Source organism: Synergistaceae bacterium, from assembly GCA_017450125.1.
Classification (GTDB): Bacteria; Synergistota; Synergistia; order Synergistales; family Aminobacteriaceae; genus JAFUXM01.
In genome coordinates, this window is record JAFSWZ010000019.1 from 41,825 (window position 1) to 60,003 (window position 18,179).

An 18,179-nucleotide genomic window follows, 5' to 3' on the forward strand; every position below is an offset into this window, starting at 1 on the left:
TATGTACCCTACTCTGTTCACCATCGGCAGCGTCCGCATCGACACATACAGCGTAGTGTGGTTCATCGCCCTTAGCCTCGCGATACTCTGGAGCATCCGCAGGCTCGAACTCTACCGCCTCGACGAGGACGACTCCCGCAGGGTCATGGCTGTGTCGTTCCTGTTCATGCTTCTCGGCGCAAGGTCATACGAATATATAGCGCACTGGAAGACCTACCTCGAGCACCCTTCGTACTTCCTTGACCTCAACAGAGGAGGGCTTCACGAGTTCGGAGCAGTCGCCGGAGCGTTCGTGTCCGCGTGGGTGATGTGCCTGCTCTCGCGCGGAAAAATCTCCTTCCTTAAGCTTTGTGATGTAGCTGTAATCCCCGCGTTCCTCGCTATTGCCGTTGGACGCTGGGGCTGCTTCCTCAACGGCTGCTGTCTCGGACGCGTTACGGACTTCTTCGGGGCTGTGCATTTCCCGAGAGACAGGGCAGGAGTCTTCCGCCACCCCGTGCAGGTGTACTACTCTGTCATTTCCGCCGCAATAATCGTCGTTCTGCTTCTCGTAGAACGCAGGCTCATGAAGAAGGAACGCTACTACTCCGTGATTGCGCCTCTGGGAATGCTCCTCTACTCCCTCATGAGGATAGCCGTAACCTTCGTGCGCGACCCTCAGCCTCTCTCGTGGCTCGTGAAATATTCGTGGACGTACAGATGGATAGTTACACTGCTTCCGCTGATATGCTTATGGCTCGCGTATAGTTTACTTAGGTTAAACGCAGAAAATTCACATAAGCCAAACAAGCCATGAAATAATCACATTTGCCCGCTAAAATTCTTCCCTGAAAAATTTTGATGGAGGTAATCACATTTTGAGAAGCAGAAAGTTTTTAGCGTTATCTCTTGCGCTTGCACTGATACTCTCGCTTTATGGGAGTGCATGGGCGGCGTTCCCAAAGCAGAACAACCCCATAGTTCCCATCGTGAAGACTGCATCTGTCGCGGTCGTGAACATCGACGTTGAGAAGACAGCAAAACGTTCGGTGTCGCCTTTCCCGTTCGACGATGATCCGTTCTTCAAGAGATTCTTTGGGGATGCGTTCAAGGATTTCACGCGTTCAGTCCCCATGAAGGGCAGAGGCTCGGGCTTCATCGTAACGAAGGACGGCCAGATACTCACAAACAACCACGTAGTTGACGGCGTGGACAAGATAACGGTGTCGCTCCAGCTTGTTGACGGCAGCAAGAAGACTTACCCCGCAAAAATCGTGGGCAGTGATCCGACGTATGACCTCGCAGTCATCAAGATTGAGCCGGACGGAGACCTTCCCGTTCTCGAGCTCGGGGACTCCGACGCAACGGAAGTCGGTGAATACGTCGTCGCTATCGGCAACCCTTACGGCTTTGAGCACTCAATAACTGTGGGAGTGATTTCGGCCAAGAACAGGAGCATTCACGCGCAGGACGTGAACTTCGACGACTTCATCCAGACCGACGCGGCAATCAACCCCGGCAACTCCGGCGGTCCGTTAATCGACATGGACGGAAAAGTCATCGGCATCAACACTGCGATTATCCCCTACGCTCAGGGCTTGGGCTTCGCTGTTCCCGTCAACAAGGCGAAGGAGATCATGGGCGACCTCGTGTCGTACGGCAGGGCACGCCGCGGCTGGCTCGGAGTCAGCGTGAGGGACATCACCCCGCAGATGGCACGGGCTTACGGCGTTAAGGGCACGAACGGCGCAATGATTAACGACGTGTTCAAGGACGACCCTGCGGACAAGGCGGGCATAAAGCGCGGAGACGTTGTTGTGAAGCTGAACGGCGATGACATCAAGGACGCAAGTGCGTTTGTGCAGAAGATCAGGACAATCGCTCCCGGCTCGACGGCGAAACTGCAGATTGTGCGCAAGGGCAGGACAATGGACTTCAGCGTGAAGCTAGGTGAACGCCCCGCCACTGCGGACGGCAGGCCTGAGCCCGGCGGCGACATAAAAGCCCCCGAGACTTCCGGCAGCGAGGCACTCAAGGACTTCGGGATTGACCGCGTTGTGCCGGTGAATGAAGCACTCCGCAGGCAGTACAAGATTGATGCAGGCAGTGAAGGCCTCGTCATCGTTGAGGTGGACAAGGACTCGCCAGCGTACTACGAGGAAGGCGTACGTGAGGGCGACCTCATCGTCGAGCTCAACGGCCATGAAGTCAGAACGTCAGAAGACCTCGTGAAGGCAGTCGGCAGTGATGATTCTGTTGTGCTCATGATTGAACGTGAAGGGTCAACGTATTTCCTGCAGGTCGACAGAACTAAGAAGTAACAGCGTTGAAGAATGAAGCGGGACTCTCACAACCGAGAATCCCGCTTTTGTTATGCCTCGATTCCGTGAGGACGCTTGCCTGTCCCGAACTCGTAACAGCTCCTGAACACGCCTTCAACCATGTCCCTCACGTCCTCCGAAGTGTAGAACGCAGTGTGCGGACTCAGAATCACGTTCGGGAATGAACGCAGTATCGCCAGCTTGGGATTAATCATGACTTCGCCCATACGGTTATAGTAGTACAGTCCGTTCTCGTACTCCAGAACGTCAAGTGCCGCCCCTCCGAGTTTGCCGGACTCTATCCCCTTAATAAGAGCCCCAGAGTCTACGAGCTTTCCGCGCGCTGTGTTGATGATGTGAACTCCGTCCTTCATCATGGCGATGCTCTCGCGGCAGATTATGTGGTAGTTGTCTTCGTTGGCGTTCATGTGGAGGGTAATGATGTCCGACTCGCGGAACAATGTCTCACGGTCAACGTACTGTGCGAACTTCTTGGCCGTGTCGTTCTCGTGAACGTCATACGCCAGAAGCCTGCACCCGAACCCCGACAAGTGCTGAAGGACAGTCGTGCCGATTCGTCCCGTGCCCATTACGCCGACAGTGCACGCGGTGAAGTCCCGGCCCAGCTTGTTCTTCAGCGAGTAGTCCTGAAGCTCCGCCCTCTTCAGCGTGTGCGCGAATCTCCTTATGCTCGCCAGCATCAACAGTATCGCGTAGTCCGCAACTCCCGTCGGCGTGTAGCTCACGGTGTCGACGTTCATTCCGAGCTCACGCGCCGCCTTCAGGTCGATGTGGTCATAGCCTATCGAGCGCGTAAGAACGTACTTCACTCCGACATCACGGAAAGCGCGAAGCACCTTCTCTGACATGTCGCAGGGTGTACAGCTCATCCCGTCGCATCCGGCCGCAAGAGAAATGTTGTTCTCGTTCGGGTATTCGGGCGTGTAGATGAAGTCTATTCCGTACTTGGCCTGCATCTCAGGGCAGAAGTCCAGCTCGTCGTCCCTGAGCGCGTAAAAGCATATCTTCATTTCCAGTAATCCAGCTTCTCTGGGTCAAGCCCAATATCCGCCGCATGGAACACAGGATTCTTCCCCGCGCGCCTCTGCTTCTCATAGTCAGCGAGTGCCTTCATCGCAATTCCCCCCGCAACAACAATCACGGGAATATTGATGAGCGTCATGAATGCCATCGTTATGTCAGCAACTGCCCACGCAGTCGACATCGGCAGTACTGCTCCGAACAGAATCACCAGCGCGCAGATTACCCTGAAGAACGACATGAATTTTTCGCCGGGCATCTTCTTGCCGTTGATGTAGGCTAAAGCATTGTCGACGTAGAAGAGATTTCCCAGCAGTGTCGTGAACGCGAACAGAACCATTATCGCCGTTACGAACACAGGCCCGAACTCACCGAATACCGCACTCATTGAGGCCTGCACGTACTGAGCTCCTGCAGCTTCCTTCGTTGCGGGAACGCCGGACATCAGGCACATGAAGGCTGTTGCGGAACAGATTAGTATCGTGTCGATGTACACCGAGAGCATCTGAATGAGCCCCTGCTTCACGGGGTGAGAAGTCTGCGCGGCGGCGGCGGCGTTGGGTGCTGAACCTACACCGGCTTCATTCGAGTACAGCCCGCGCTTGATGCCGTACATCAAGCATGAACCTGCTATGCCGCTCCCGATTGCCTTGAAGTTGAACGCGTCCTCAAAGATTACCTTCAGGACGGCAGGCAGAGCCTCAACGTGCATGAAGATTATCGCTATCGACGTGAGGACGTACACCACTCCCATGAACGGCACGATTACGCCGCTGACATCGGCTATCCTCTTCGCCCCGCCGAACAAGCACCAGCCGACGGCAAGCGCGATCACGAAGCCGATGATTAACGGCGTGGTCTCAGGGTTGTAGAAGCTGTAGACAGAGAACGTTGACTGCAGGTTGTACGACGCAAGAGCGTTGAACCCGAAGGCATACGTCGCAATGAGGAACACGGAGAACAGTACAGCGACGAACCTGCTGTGAATCAACGCCTCGATGTAGTACGCCGGGCCTCCGTAGCTGTGGCCGGTCTTCTCGTCCTTGTGCTTGTAGATCTGCGCTAAGGTGCTCTCGATGAGTGCGCTAGCTCCTCCGAGTATCGCCAGCACCCACATCCAGAACACCGCTCCCGGCCCTCCCAGACATATTGCCGTCGAGACACCGATAATGTTGCCCGTCCCGACACGCGAGGCCGTCGAGACCATCAGCGCACCGAACGACGAGATAGCGTTTGTGTCGGACGGACGCTCGCCCGTGATTCTGACACTCTCGAAGCACAGCCGTATCTGCGCGAACTTTGTGCGGAAGGAGAAATACACTCCCGCAACGGTCAGCACGACAACAAGTACCGGGTAGTAGAGGAAGCTGTCAAGTTGGTCGAGGAAATTGATAAGTTCCTGCATAAAGCAAAACCTCCCTGTAAGATTAGTGAAATGCGGTAATTGTGATATTATACGCGGAATTATTCTTTACAGGAGGAAAATTATTATGTCAACTATAGCTGTGGTAGGTTCGCTGAATATCGATCTGATTATGAGAGCTCCGCGCTGTCCCGGCAAGAGCGAGACAGTTATAGGCGGGCCATTCGGGATAACAGGAGGCGGCAAGGGCTCGAATCAGGCTCTGGCAGTCTCCCGCCTGAACGCAAAATCTTACATGATAGGCTGTGTAGGGAATGACGATTTCGGAAAACGACTCCGCAACGTCCTCACAGAAAACAACGTGGACTGTACACACCTTCATACCAGAAGCCAGGCTTCAACAGGCACGGCAGTCATAACAGTAACGGATGACGGCGAAAGTGCAATAGTTATCTCTCAGGGAGCAAATGCATTTCTCACAGAAAGCGACATTCTCGAGGCAAAACAGGTCTTCACGTCGAGCGACGCGGCACTGTTCCAGATGGAGAGCCCGGCAGAGACAGTTACAGCAGGCCTGAAGATGGCACGGCGGTACGGATGCCGAACGTTCCTCTCAGCTGAACCTCCGTTCTCCCTCCCGTCAGAAGCATGGCAGGACATCGAGTGCATGATTCTCAATGAACGTGCACTCAGTTTTTATGCCGATACTACATCCAGAGGATCGATCAGCGACATGGCGCGGGACATCCTCAATCGCGGAGTACGCGAGCTCGTCGTAACGAGAAGTGCGCGCGGAGGAATGGTCTTCACGAAGACAGGGGACAATTTCGCGTTCGACGCGTTCAACATCCGTTCTGTCGACAACACAGGTGCGAGGGATGCGTTCTGCGCCGGACTGTGCGTCGGCCTCAGCGAAGGAATGCCCATGCGCCGGGCAGCAAGGTTCGGTGCGGCGTGCGGTGCTCTGGCGTGTACAAAGATAGGTGCGCATCCGTCCCTCCCGTGGCGGCATCAGGTAGGTGCTCTTCTGGGAGAAGCAGGCGATGATGAATATGAGCTCTAAAATTTGCCAACATAGGGGGTAATATTTTTGGAAGATTATACTTACTTGCTGAGCCTTTGCGTGATCATAATGTCCACAAAAATCTTCAGCATACTGTCGCGCAGGGCACAGCTCCCGCAAGTCGTAGGGGCATTGATGGCCGGATTGTTCTTCGGCCCGGCGATTCTCGGTGCAATAACCAAGCATTTCTTTGGTGCTGCGTTCTGCCTTCAGCCTTCGCCCTTGCTCTCCAGGATGGCGGAGCTAGGAGTCATCGTTATCATGTTCACCGCCGGAATGGAGACCAACGTCGACGAGCTCAAGGCATCGGGCAAGGTCGGATTCCTCGTGGCACTGCTGGGAGTTCTCGCGCCTCTGGGACTTGGTGCGGGCTTGATGTTCTTCTTCGACGACAATGCCACGTTCGCGTCAGCAATATTCGTCGGAGCAGTCCTCACGGCAACGTCAGTGTCAATCACCGTCGAAGCCCTGAAGGAGCTCGGCAAGATGTCAACGAAGGTCGGCAACACGATTCTTGCTGCGGCACTGATAGACGATATTCTGGGCTTAATCTGCCTCACGGTTATCACAGGAATTGCCGGCGGAGACGTGAACATCTGGCTCGTGCTTGTGAAGATTCTCGGGTTCTTCCTGTTCGTGGGGATTGCCGGGCTGGCGTACTACAACTGGATGGTGTGGTCGGACAGAGTGCAGGAGGAGCGCAACCTCCGGCGTTATCCTGTTATGGGTTTCGCGTTCTGCCTGTTCATGGCGTGGGCGGCGGAAGTCGTCTTCGGCGTTGCGGACATCATCGGTGCTTTCGCGGCCGGAATGATTATCGCGATGTCGCCTAAAGGCCAGTACGTTGCGAGCAAGTTCGACACGATAGCGTACCTGCTGCTGACACCGATATTCTTCGCGAACATCGGCCTTGAAGTTACTCTGCCGGAGTTCTCGTACGACCTGATGACGTTCACGGCGGCACTCCTGATTGTGAGCATAATCTCCAAGCTATGGGGCTGCGGGCTCGGAGCGTTGATGTGCGGGTTCAGCAAGAGGCAGAGCTACCAGATAGGGCTGGGAATGGTCTGCAGGGGAGAGGTTGCGCTTATCGTTGCGGGCAAGGGAATGGCGATGAACCTCATCAGTGAGGATTATCTCGGCCCGATAGTTATCATGATAATCGTGTGTACGATAATCACGCCCATCTTCCTGAAGGATGCCTTCAAGGGTGCTGACGAGGCAGGAAGCACGGTGTTCGAGGATAACTTCATGGTGAACGAGCAGGCCGACGAGATAGCGGAAGATATGTTCCACCGAAGGAGTCTTCTGGCACAGCAGACGTACGGCGGCGAATAACAACAATCCCTCCCTCAGCGTTTGGGGGAGGGAATTTTTCTGCCCGCTTACTTAATCACCTTCAAGGCCTTCCTGTCTATCGTCAGTGCAACGAACACTAGGAACACAATCCCCTTGATGAGCTGCTGCGTCGCCGACTCAAGCCCCAGCATAACGAGCCCGTTGTTCAGCACCGTGTACATTAACGTTCCTACGATAATGTTCGAGAAACGCACCTTCGCACCGCCCGTAATCGGCAGTCCTCCGAGAACAAGCGAGATTAATATCTGTGTCTCAAGCTGGTTGCCCGCAGTCGCCGTGATCGAACCTACCTTGATGACGTTCACGAACGCCGCTAGCCCCGTCAGTGCCCCCGCCGCAACGAACACCCAGAACTTCACCCTGTCCGTCCGAACGCCCGAGAACCTTGCCGCAGTCTCGCCGCTCCCGACAGCCTTAACGTCCGCGCCGATACGCGTGAACCTGAACAAGAACCACGCAACTACAAGCACCGCAACCGTTACGCCTATCTTGAGGTTGTCGCTGTCGAGAGCCTTGATGGCCGCGCTCGCAGGTATGGCCGTCTCAGTCGTCATGTACGCGCATACTCCCCTGAACAGGTACATTGTGCAGATCGTTACGATGAAGCTCTGGAGCTTGAACTTCACGTGAAAGAAACCGTTGACCGCCCCGATTAATGCGCCTGTGAGAATCCCTCCGGCTATCGCTAACGGTATGCTGTAGAACGACAGCTCAGAGATTACGATTGAAGCAACACCGAGCGTAGAACCCTCCGTGAAGTCGATTGAACCCAGCGTCATCACGAAGAACACTCCCGTAGCAACTATCATCGGGTAATACACCTGCGACATCAGAAGCCGCAACCTTCTCGGCTGCATTATCCTGCCTTCCGTGAGCCAGTACATTACTCCCAGAATCACCACAAGCCCGATGAACGGCAGCAACCCTTTGAACGTGTCGCTAGCCAATAACGCAGAGAGTCCCGAAGGCTCATCATTGTTTTTCCGTGCCATTGTTCCCGCCTCCTACACCATTTTTGCGATGAGGTCTTCCTCGCTCAGGCTCTCTGACCTCATGAACTCTCCGTTGATACGTCCGTCCTTCATGATAAGTATCCTGTCAGACATTCCCAGCAGTTCGGGTATCTCTTCGGAAATCATGATGATGGATTTTCCCTGCGCACGCAATTCCGACATCAGCGCGTATATCGCCTGCTTCACCTTCACGTCAATTCCCCTCGTCGGAGAGTCCAGCACGAGAATGTCACTGCCCTTGCCTATCCAGCGCGCTAGGACTACCTTCTGTTTGTTGCCGCCCGACAGGTCAGAGACGAACTGATTTATTCCCTGCATCTTCGTCTGCATCTGCTCGGCGTATTTCTGCGCAAAACGGCTCAGCTTTCCGCCCCAGAGTATGTGCTTCTCCGCGAGGTCATCAATCGACGGAAGAACAATGTTGTTCCTGATGCTCTCGGCCAAGATGACGGACTCGTTGTCCCTGTCCTTGCTGGCGTAGGCTATCGAGTGCTTTATGGCTGTAGGAATATCGTTGATGGCTGTACCGTCCGCGAGGGTTACCGTGCCTGTCCTGTCCCACGACGCGCCGAAGACCGCTTTACCCGCTTCATGCATTCCGCATTCACTCAGGCCGCCGAAACCGAGAATCTCTCCCCTGTGGAGCTCGAACGAGATGTCCTCGAGCTGGCCGGGTACAGAGACGTTCTTCACGCTCAGCACAACATCGCTGCTTATCTCTGTGCCGTAGTCCGTCCTGTAGTACGCTGTGCCGATGTCCCTGCCGACCATCAGCTTCCGTAAGCCGTCCTCGTCGATGTCCTTAGCGTTCACCGTGTCGATGTATTCGCCGTCCCGCAGGACTGTGATTGTGTCGCTGTGCGAGAGGATTTCGGCCAAGTCGTGAGAAATGAATATCACGCTCCGTCCGTCCGCCCTCACTGCGTCCATAATCTTATACAGCTCGAGCCTGCCGTTCTGTGAAAGCGCGGTTGTCGTCTCGTCAACGATTAGGATTTTGGGCTTCATGTAGGTTGCCTTCACAATCTCGACGAGCTTTCTGTCCTCGAAGTTGTAGCTGTCTATCATTGCACCAGCACGAATCTTCCCGAAGCCGTAATCATCAAGCAGCTTCTGTGCCTCCCGAATCATCGCGCGCGTGTCCTTGATGCCCCAGTGCATGAAGGGTTCTTCGTGCCCCAGAAAGATATTCTCCGCGACGCTCAAGCCCGACAGCGTGCCCATCTCCTGAACTATGATCGAGACTCCCGCGTCGTTTGCCTCTACCTGATTGCGTACGCTCAGTGCCTTGCCGTCAAGGGTGAACGTCCCTCCGCCAATGGTGTAAATCCCGCAAAGCATCTGGCAGAACGTCGACTTCCCCGAACCGTTCTCCCCGATGAGCGCGCGTATCTCTCCTGCCTCGATGTTCAGGCTAACGTCGTTGACCGCGTGGGTAATCCCAAACCGTTTGTCTATGTGTTCAGCCTTAAGCAGTGTGCTCATTCTTCACGCCTCCTTACTTCACGACAGAGCCGCGTTTTCCGCGTGCCGTCAGGGTTACGATGAGGAGCAGTGCCGCGCCGGTAACAACGTTCTGAATCGTCGTCGGTGCACCCAGAGCAACAAAGCCGTTGAAGATTATCGCAATGATGAACTCGCCGATCACTATCGCGCTTATCGGAGTTCCGTACTTCCTGAAGGCAACCCCGAAGAACGTTCCCATTAGGGGCTGGAAGTTGCGGCTCATTGTGCTCATGCCGGTAAGGGCGGTCATTGTTGTGCCGTAAGAGACGGTGAGGATTGCCATTACCCCGACGAAGAAATGAAGCAGCGCAAAGCCGATGAGCTTATACTTCTTCACGTCTATTCCCATGTTCTTGGCCGTGAACTCGTTGCTCCCGATTGCGTTGCAGTATGTGCCTATGCGGGTATAGTTGAGGATGAACCACATCAGCGCGAACGCCATGAAGGCTAGAATGATGTTGCCCGGAGCTCCCGAGAAGAAGCGCAGGCTCGGGTCTAGGGTCTGCTTCACTCCTCCCGCCGCGAACACGGCCAAGCTCTCGAACACCAGCATTAACCCTACGGTAACGATCATTGAGGGAACGTTAAGCTGATTGTAGAGGAAGCCGATTAGTATTCCGATTAACGTACCGCAGCCCAAGCATCCGACGATGAAGCCGAGATAGCCGAAGTTCTTTGAGAGCAGAACGCCGACAATTGACGAGAGGACGATATTAGCACCGACAGCGAAGTCGAACAGTCCCATAACTACGATGAAGTACAGTCCGCACCCTCCGACGGAGTAGATGATTGACGACTGGAAGTACGAGTACATGTTTGCCGGGCTTCCGAAGTTCCCGGGCGTGAGGAACTTGAAGACTGAGTAGAAGAACAGCACCATCACTCCCAGAATCATGAAGCCGAAAAATTTACTGTTCCTGAAGTTCTGCATAAACCTTTCACATCCTTTAGTGTGCACAAAAAATGAGGCCGGTAAATCACAGCTCCGACCTCACGAACATAACAGCTCTTACTTCGAATGACGCTCTACAACGTCTTCAACGGACAGCTTCGCGCAAGCCGCCGCAAGGTCATCATAGCCCAGCTCAGCGAGTGCCTTAATCTCATCAGCTGTATAGGGCAGGGCATCTCCCGTGAAGTACTGCGCATATTTCGCGTAATCCTCCGGGCTCGCAACGTACATATACGGGAACACCATATCATAGAACCCGTCAGTCTTGGCCTCGAATTTGCCTCTTACCGCGTTATAGACCATCAGGAACGCGAAGAACGGATCTGCGTAGTGCCCGCCGGACTCTGCCGCCATTGCACCGCTCTTCAGCTTCGCGTCAAGGTCAGGCAGGAAGTCTGTAGACACAACCGCTATCTTTCCTGTAAGTCCTTTGGCCTCGATTGCCGCGATTGCTCCCAGCAACGTATCTCCGCCGCCGCCAGCAACTATCAGCGCGTCGATGTCAGGGTTCGCGTCGATGATTGCTTCTGCGGTCGCGCGTCCTGTGTCGGTTGTCGTGCGTCCGTACTGCGGGTCAAGGAGAACTACCTTGTCATCAGGATGCTCTGCGTTCCACGCCTCAACGCCAGCCTTGTAGCCAGCCCAGCGTCCCAAGAACGTTGCGTCGCCAGGCTCCCAGCCTTCGAGGCCGATCTTGCGGCATCCCTTCTGTCCTGCGAGGATAAGCACGAGGTTCTTGCCGTTGTCAAACTCCGACTCGTGGACTGCTCCGACGTAGTACTTTGACGCGGAAGCCTGTGCGTATTCGTCGGGGTTTGCGTCCTTGTCGATTACGCGGAAGAACTGCGCCACGTAGACTTCATTCTCGTCGCAAGTCTTGATGACGCTTCCCATCTCTGCGCTGGCACTGTTGCAGATGATTATTCCGTCGCATCCCGCAAGGGCGAGGGTCTCTGCGCTCGAGGTTACCTGCTCGGAGATGTGAGCCTGGTCAACCCACTGCGTCTCAACACCGAGTGCTTTTGCTGCAGCGTCAATGATTCTCTTGCACTCGCTGCCGAGCGTGTCAGTGCTGCTCCAGATGGAGATTCCGATTTTGATCGGGGCGGCAAAAACTGCGGGGGCAGTACCGAAGATGAACGATACAGCCATAAGAATAGCAACAAGTCTTCTCTTCATGAGAATACCTCCGTGAATAAATTGTAATTGTTTGGGCGCAGATATTATACTCTCTAACACGTAATCCCGCGTTGACAAAATCACTGCAAAACGTTATTTTTATGCTATTCCAAATTTCCGAACAATTTACATTATCCTATGCTCATTTGAGAAACGGGAGGGGTTACTATTGGGCATTATTGAGAAGATGCGCCTTGACGGCAAAAAAGGCTTCGTTACAGGCGCGGCCAGAGGTATCGGCAAGTGTACGGCTACGGCATTCGCGGAGGCTGGCGCGGATGTTGCCATTGTCGACTTGGACATAGCTGAAGCCGAGAAGACAGCTCAGGAGATCGCACAGGCTACGGGACGCAAAGTCATCGCCATCAAGTGCGATGTAACCAATGAAGCCGATGTTCAGGCAATGGTTGATAAGGTAGTTGCTGAGCTCGGAGGACTGGACTTCTGCCACGCAAACGCGGGAATCTGCATCAATGCTGCCGCTGACGAGATGACCTACGCCCAGTGGAAGAAGAACATTGATGTGAACCTCAACAGCGTGTTCCTGACCGACACAATCGCCGGAAAGTACATGCTCGCTCACGGAGGCGGCTCAATCATCAACACCGCATCAATGTCCGCGCACATCGTCAACGTCCCTCAGCCTCAGTGCGCCTACAACGCTTCGAAGGCCGGAGTAATCCAGCTCACGAAGTCCCTCGCCATCGAGTGGGCAAAGCGCGGAGTCCGTGTGAACTCAATCAGTCCCGGCTATATCGGCACAGACCTTACTCTCAGCTCCGAGTTCCTGAAGCCCTTAATCGCAAAGTGGAATGAACTTGCACCGATGGGCAGACTCGGAAAACCCGAAGAGTTAGAGTCAATCTGCGTATATCTGGCAGGAGACACCAGCACGTTTACTACGGGCGCGGATTTCTGCCTTGACGGAGCATTCACCTGCTTCTAAGCCCTGCGCAACGAAGTTAGGCTTTAGCGTTAAACGATAACAGCTTATCGTTTGGACGAAGCAAAATATATTCACGCAAAGGAGATACACTCATGAAGAAGTTTGCAGCACTGTTCACCCTCGTAATGATCCTCGCTCTCCCCGTCGTAGCAATGGCCGCCGACACCGGCAAGACTGAAGGCGTACAGGCCTCCCCTGAGTTCTACGCAAAGGCTAACTTTGAGACGCTCAAGGGCAAGAAAATCGGCATCACGATTCAGTCCCTGCAGAATGCTTACTGGGCAGGCGTTATGACCGCACTCGGAGAAATCCTGCAGGCCGCCGGAGCAGAATATACCATCGTCGGATGCAACGACTCCTCCGCAACTCAGATCTCCCAGATCGAGAACTTCGTCTCAGCAGGATGCGACCTCATCATGGTTCACCCGTCAGACGCAAACGCAGTCGAGGATGCCTGCGCAGAAGCCCGCAACTTCGGCATCAAGGTTATGTGCTGGGATGACCCCATGACCAACACCGACGCTAACTGGGTTCTGAACAATACCTATCTGGGAACAGAGATCGGCAAGCTCGCCGGAGCATTCATCAACCAGCATTACAGCGCGGAGAAGAAGGCTGAAGTTACGATTATCGGCTATCCTCAGACAGTAATCCTTCTTGAGCGTGAGAACGGCATCAAGCAGGGACTCGAAGAGACAGCCGCCGGCAAGTACGAGATCGTAGCCACGACCGCCGCAATCGAGGCGAACCTTGCACAGGACGCAGTAGAGACAATCCTTCAGGCACACCCTGACTGCAAAGTCTTCACAGGCATCGGCGCGGGCGCAATGATCGGTGCAGACGAAGCACTGCAGATTGCAACGGGCGGAAAGATTCCCGAAGATATGGGCGTGTTCACGACGGACGTAACCAAGCAGCAGCTCGGACAGCTCGCAGACCCGACATATCCCGCGAAGGGCATTATCGGTTTCGAGGGCTCGGACGAAGACACAGCACGTTCTGCCGCGTCAATGTTCGCACTCATTCTTGAGGACAAAGTAGGCGCAAAGAACGTGTTCAGGGCAGTTGCACCCATCACCGCCGAGAACGTCGCCGCAATTCAGGCAGGAATGAAGTAGAGAGGATGAAGAATTTACGGGCTTCCCGGGCAGTAACGGGAGGCTCGTTTTATGATTAAGTACAGGAGGTGTAAGAATGGCAGAAGATTATGTGCTTGAACTCGAACACATACGCAAAGAATATCCCGGTGTCGTGGCGTTGAAGGACGTAACGTTACAGCTCAGGCGCGGCGAAATTCTGGGACTTATCGGCGAGAACGGAGCAGGCAAGTCTACCCTCATCAAATGCTGTTCAGGAGCGGTTATCCCGACGAGCGGAAAAATCAAGGTCAAGAAAGACCCCAACGGCGAAGTGAGAGAGTTTGCGAGAATGACTCCCCAGCTGGCAGCTGAGAACGGAATAGCGATAATCTATCAGGAGTTCAACAACGTCGGAGAGCTTTCCGCCGCAGAGAACATGTTTCTTGGCCGCCCTATCCTCAAGAAGAACGGCATCACGATTGACCGCAAAGCAATGGAGGCTGAGGCCGCGAAGGCGTTTGCACAGCTCGAGATCAACATCAACCCCGCAGAGCTGGTGAAGAATCTCTCCGTCGGTTATCAGCAGATGGTTGAAATCGCGAAGGCCATCCAGCAGAACGCGCAGGTTCTCATCATGGACGAGCCCAGCGCGCCCCTCACGACTAAGGAAGTCGAGAGCATGTTCAAGGTTGTGGAGCTTCTGAAGTCGCGCGGAGTGTCGATAATCTACATTTCGCACAGGCTCGAGGAAATCTTCAGGCTGTCTGACAGAATCGAAGTCATCAGAGACGGCGAATATGTCGACACGCTCATAACCGACAAAGACCCCGCGACGATTCCGCATCAGGTTGACGACCTCATCAAGCTCATGGTCGGGCGCGAAATGACCCAGAAATACCCTCCGCGCAAACCCTGCGTGCGTGATGATGTCGTCCTCGAACTCCAGCACGTCTACGGAAACGGCGACGAAGATATTTCGTTCAAGGTACACGCGGGAGAAGTCTTAGGGCTCGGCGGACTCGTCGGAGCAGGCAGGACGGAAATCGCGCAGGTGATTTTCGGTTCGCGTCCGAAGGAGTCGGGAAAGATTATCTTCATGGGACAGGAGATTAACCCTCATGCACCCAGAGCCGCAATCGACTACGGAATAGCGTTATTGCCGGAGGACAGAAAGAGGCACGGCGCGCTCCTCACCAATTCCATCAAGAACAATATCTCGATGCCGATTTATGAGCGCATCTCCAGAGCTACGGTTATTGACGCGAGGACGGAGAAGGCTACAGCAGAACGTTACCGCGAGGACATACAGATAAAGTGCCCGAGCATTCACCAGCTCGTGAAGAACCTTTCCGGCGGAAACCAGCAGAAGGTTATTCTGGCGAAGTGGCTTGCGGCTAACTCAAAGCTGATAATCTTCGACGAGCCCACACGCGGAATCGACGTAGGCGCGAAGTTCGAGATCTACAAGCTGATTAATGACCTTGTTGAAGACGGAGTAGCAGTGTTAATGATTTCGTCGGAGATGGAGGAACTTATGGGCATGTCCGACAGAATTATAGTTCTCGCGGAAGGCAACGCTATGGGAGAACTTCAGAAGGACGAGTTCACCGCAGATACAATCATGTTATACGCATCGGGAGTTGTTCCTGAAAGCAAGAAGGAGGCAGTGTAACTTATGGAGCAGAACAAATTTGCGGCGGCATTCAAGCAGAACGCAATATGGCTTGTGTTCATCATCGAGATAGCAATCTTCGCATACTTCAACCCCAAATTCCTGAGCATCCCGAACATCGTGAACATCTCCCGTCAGGTGTCGTATTACGGCATCGCGTCAATCGGTATGACGTTCGTGATTCTGATTGCTGGCATTGACCTGTCCATAGCGTCAATAGTCGTTCTGGTCAACGTCGTGTGCGCGTACCTGATGATGAACATGGGCTGGAACATGTGGCTGGCAATCATCGTCTCAATCGCGATGGCAACGCTTATCGGAGTCCTGAACGGCTTTATGGTTGCGACTATAGGCATACCGGCAATCATCGCGACGTTCGCATCACAGACGGTGTTCAGAGGGCTGGCGTATATTCTGTCGGGCGGGCTTCCGATCCCTGACGTTCTGCGCTATGCACCTGAAGTCGGCCTCAACGGCAACCCTAACCTTGCGTTCTTTGCGCGCTGGACTCTGAATCACTGGTCAATCTTCCCGCGTACCGGTGTGGGGCTGATTCCTGTGTGCGCAATCATCATGGTAATCTGCTTTGCGGTCGGGAGCTTCATACTGAACAAGTCATATTTCGGGCGTTACTTCTACGCGATCGGCGGAAATGAAGAGGCTTCCGAGCTTTCAGGAATCCGCGTCAACAAGATGAAGTACCTCATCTATGCACTGTCAGGGTTCTTTGCTGGGCTCGCGGGAATTATAGTGCTGTCGCGTACAGGTTCGGCGCAGGCTTCATCGCTGGTCGGGTTTGAGTTCGAGGTAATAACGTGCGTGGTCTTGGGCGGAGTGTCAGTCGCCGGAGGTATCGGCAGAATGTCCGGGGTAATCGCGGGCGTGCTGATCATCGGTTCGCTGAAGAGCGGAATGGTCATGATGAACGTCAGCGAGTACACGCAGATGGTTGTGCAGGGCTTGGTCTTGGCCGTAGCTGTCGGTTTCGACTGCTTCTCGAAGAAACGCCAGGCAAGCTAAATGTACACGGTCAGCCCCTCACTCGCACAGTATTACGCCGAGCTTGACCCCGCGAAACGCCTCGAGCTCCTCAACGCGTCGGACGCAGAAGAGTTTGTGCACACGCTCTATCATGAGAGGTATTCCGACCACGAGGGCAAAGGCAGGAAGAATATTGACTGGTGGTTATGGCGGTGCATATGCCTTCAGCTTCTGTACGGGCGCGGAGGATTCTTTAAGAGATTCCGGGACAGGGAAATCAACACCATACTTGATGAACTGTTCATGAATGACCCTGACGAATCACACGTGCCGTATCTCTACCACGAATACAGGAATGTTTGCCGGCGTTACTTGTCGACGTGCCGGAGCGGGAACTACGCGAGCCGGTTTATGGGCTTCAGGCAGGCCAGCGATGAGGAGAAAGTCCTCAAAGCGTGTTCTGATGTCTGGGAGATGTCGGCAGGAATAGCGCGGATTTTCGGCCAGCACGAGAAGATGCGTGTGTGGTGCGGGGCTTTCCGTGATGAATTAATGGAGTATGATTCAGTTTGCCGTGAAGAATACGACAGGCTGAACAAGCAATAAAGGAGGATAAACTATGAGCGAACTTATGACGCAGGAAGTAATGCAGGAACCCAAGCACATAATCTACCGTGAAGTCCCAGTGCCGGAGCCCGGCCCGGATCAGGTGCTCGTGAAGATCAAGAAGATAGGCATCTGCGGAAGCGACATTCACGTCTATCACGGAACTCACCCGTACACATCATATCCCATCGTTCAGGGGCACGAGGTCTCTGCGCAGGTAGTGAAGTGCGGAGAGTACGCCAAGAAGTTCAAGCCCGGCGACCGCGTAGTCCTTGAACCTCAGGTAGTGTGCGGAAGGTGCTACCCCTGCCTTCACGGGAAGTACAACCTGTGCGAGAGCCTTAAGGTTTTCGGCTTCCAGACGACAGGAACAGGCAGCGACTATTTCGCCATCGAGGAGAGCAAGGTAACGGCACTTCCCGACGAACTGAGCTACTGCGACGGCGCAATGATGGAGCCTCTCGCGGTTACGGTACACGCGGCGAAGAGATTCCCGGGCGTTAAGGGCTGCACGGCGGTAGTTCTCGGGTGCGGGCCCATCGGAATCCTGCTCATCCAGTCGTTGAAGGCTCTGGGAGCGGCTAAGGTTATGGCGACGGACATTTCTGACGGCAGGCTTGAGCTCGCAAAGCAGCTCGGTGCTGATGTTGTCGTGAACACCATGAAGGCCGACTACAAGCAGGCGGTGCTTGACACGTTCGGGCCGGACAAGTACGACGTAGCCTACGAGTGCGCAGGAAGCGACATCACGATGGATCAGGCGATCCAGAACGCGCGCAAGGGCAGCACGATAATTCTCGTTGCAGTGTTCGGCAAGAAGGCCAGCATTGACCTCGCGAAGCTCAACGACTCAGAGCTCGACCTCAACACGTCGATGATGTACCGTCATGAAGACTTTGTCGACGCAATAAGGTTCGTGCAGGAGGGCAAGATTCAGCTGAAGCCGCTGCGCACAGCGCACTTTGCGTTCAGGGACTGGCCGAAGGCGTATGAGTACATCGACACTCACCGTGAAACGACGATGAAGGTTATTGTCGACGTTGACCCGGACGAGGCAGAGGAAGCGTAAGCATCAAGGAACAATGAAGCGGGGGGTTTTCGTGAGAGAGCCTCCCGCTT

The 18,179-nt window shown here is 54.4% G+C and carries 16 protein-coding genes; 10 read left to right on the forward strand and 6 right to left on the reverse strand.

Annotated features, from left to right (window positions below; all coding sequences use genetic code 11):
• Nucleotide 1: 1 nt before the first annotated feature.
• Together IJT02_04275 and IJT02_04280 are read left to right on the forward strand one after the other, a co-directional pair.
• Nucleotides 2–796 carry a prolipoprotein diacylglyceryl transferase gene (locus IJT02_04275; protein MBQ7544141.1) on the forward strand — a complete coding sequence of 265 codons (795 nt, stop codon included), beginning with the start codon at nt 2–4 and terminating at the stop codon, nt 794–796.
• A 58-nt stretch (nt 797–854) separates the two neighbouring features.
• Entirely contained in the window at nt 855–2,300 is a 1,446-nt protein-coding gene (locus IJT02_04280) for a Do family serine endopeptidase (GenBank protein MBQ7544142.1), read from the forward strand.
• Between the two features lie 50 nt (nt 2,301–2,350).
• Here IJT02_04280 and IJT02_04285 read toward each other — a convergent pair whose 3' ends face one another.
• Together IJT02_04285 and IJT02_04290 are read right to left on the reverse strand one after the other, a co-directional pair.
• Nucleotides 2,351–3,331, reverse strand: coding sequence for a hypothetical protein (locus tag IJT02_04285; GenBank protein MBQ7544143.1), 981 nt, complete (start codon nt 3,329–3,331; stop codon nt 2,351–2,353).
• Nucleotides 3,328–4,746, reverse strand: coding sequence for an alanine:cation symporter family protein (locus tag IJT02_04290; GenBank protein MBQ7544144.1), 1,419 nt, complete (start codon nt 4,744–4,746; stop codon nt 3,328–3,330). Before IJT02_04290 ends, IJT02_04285 begins: the two co-directional genes overlap by 4 nt.
• 85 nt (nt 4,747–4,831) lie before the next feature.
• Here IJT02_04290 and IJT02_04295 point away from each other — a divergent pair, with 85 nt between their 5' ends.
• Nucleotides 4,832–5,767: a ribokinase gene (locus IJT02_04295; protein ID MBQ7544145.1), complete on the forward strand. Its 936-nt coding sequence runs from the start codon at nt 4,832–4,834 to the stop codon at nt 5,765–5,767.
• Between the two features lie 27 nt (nt 5,768–5,794).
• Nucleotides 5,795–7,105, forward strand: coding sequence for a cation:proton antiporter (locus IJT02_04300; GenBank protein ID MBQ7544146.1), 1,311 nt, complete (start codon nt 5,795–5,797; stop codon nt 7,103–7,105).
• Nucleotides 7,106–7,152: 47 nt separating this feature from the next.
• On the opposite strand, the gene IJT02_04305 is transcribed toward IJT02_04300, so the two are convergent.
• The 4 genes from IJT02_04305 to IJT02_04320 all read right to left on the reverse strand — a co-directional run bounded on the left by IJT02_04305 (nt 7,153) and on the right by IJT02_04320 (nt 11,776).
• Nucleotides 7,153–8,118, reverse strand: a complete 966-nt coding sequence (locus IJT02_04305; GenBank protein MBQ7544147.1) for an ABC transporter permease — start codon at nt 8,116–8,118, stop codon at nt 7,153–7,155.
• Nucleotides 8,119–8,130: 12 nt separating this feature from the next.
• Entirely contained in the window at nt 8,131–9,624 is a 1,494-nt protein-coding gene (locus tag IJT02_04310; GenBank protein ID MBQ7544148.1) for a sugar ABC transporter ATP-binding protein, read from the reverse strand.
• A gap of 13 nt (nt 9,625–9,637) precedes the next feature.
• Entirely contained in the window at nt 9,638–10,576 is a 939-nt protein-coding gene (locus tag IJT02_04315) for an ABC transporter permease (GenBank protein MBQ7544149.1), read from the reverse strand.
• A 78-nt stretch (nt 10,577–10,654) separates the two neighbouring features.
• Nucleotides 10,655–11,776 carry a sugar ABC transporter substrate-binding protein gene (locus tag IJT02_04320; protein ID MBQ7544150.1) on the reverse strand — a complete coding sequence of 374 codons (1,122 nt, stop codon included), beginning with the start codon at nt 11,774–11,776 and terminating at the stop codon, nt 10,655–10,657.
• A gap of 169 nt (nt 11,777–11,945) precedes the next feature.
• On the opposite strand from IJT02_04320, the gene IJT02_04325 reads away from it, so the two are divergent.
• From IJT02_04325 to IJT02_04350, 6 genes are all read left to right on the forward strand, one after another.
• On the forward strand, nt 11,946–12,722 hold the full coding sequence (locus IJT02_04325; GenBank protein ID MBQ7544151.1) for an SDR family oxidoreductase: 777 nt from the start codon (nt 11,946–11,948) through the stop codon (nt 12,720–12,722).
• A gap of 92 nt (nt 12,723–12,814) precedes the next feature.
• Nucleotides 12,815–13,840, forward strand: coding sequence for a sugar ABC transporter substrate-binding protein (locus IJT02_04330; GenBank protein MBQ7544152.1), 1,026 nt, complete (start codon nt 12,815–12,817; stop codon nt 13,838–13,840).
• A gap of 76 nt (nt 13,841–13,916) precedes the next feature.
• Nucleotides 13,917–15,473, forward strand: coding sequence for a sugar ABC transporter ATP-binding protein (locus tag IJT02_04335; protein ID MBQ7544153.1), 1,557 nt, complete (start codon nt 13,917–13,919; stop codon nt 15,471–15,473).
• A 3-nt stretch (nt 15,474–15,476) separates the two neighbouring features.
• Complete coding sequence (locus IJT02_04340; protein MBQ7544154.1) at nt 15,477–16,493, forward strand: ABC transporter permease; 1,017 nt, start codon at nt 15,477–15,479, stop codon at nt 16,491–16,493.
• A complete protein-coding gene (locus tag IJT02_04345; protein MBQ7544155.1) occupies nt 16,494–17,060 on the forward strand; it encodes a hypothetical protein in 567 nt (188 codons plus the stop codon).
• Between the two features lie 13 nt (nt 17,061–17,073).
• A complete protein-coding gene (locus tag IJT02_04350) occupies nt 17,074–18,129 on the forward strand; it encodes an alcohol dehydrogenase catalytic domain-containing protein (GenBank protein ID MBQ7544156.1) in 1,056 nt (351 codons plus the stop codon).
• The last annotated feature ends 50 nt before the right edge of the window (nt 18,130–18,179 follow it).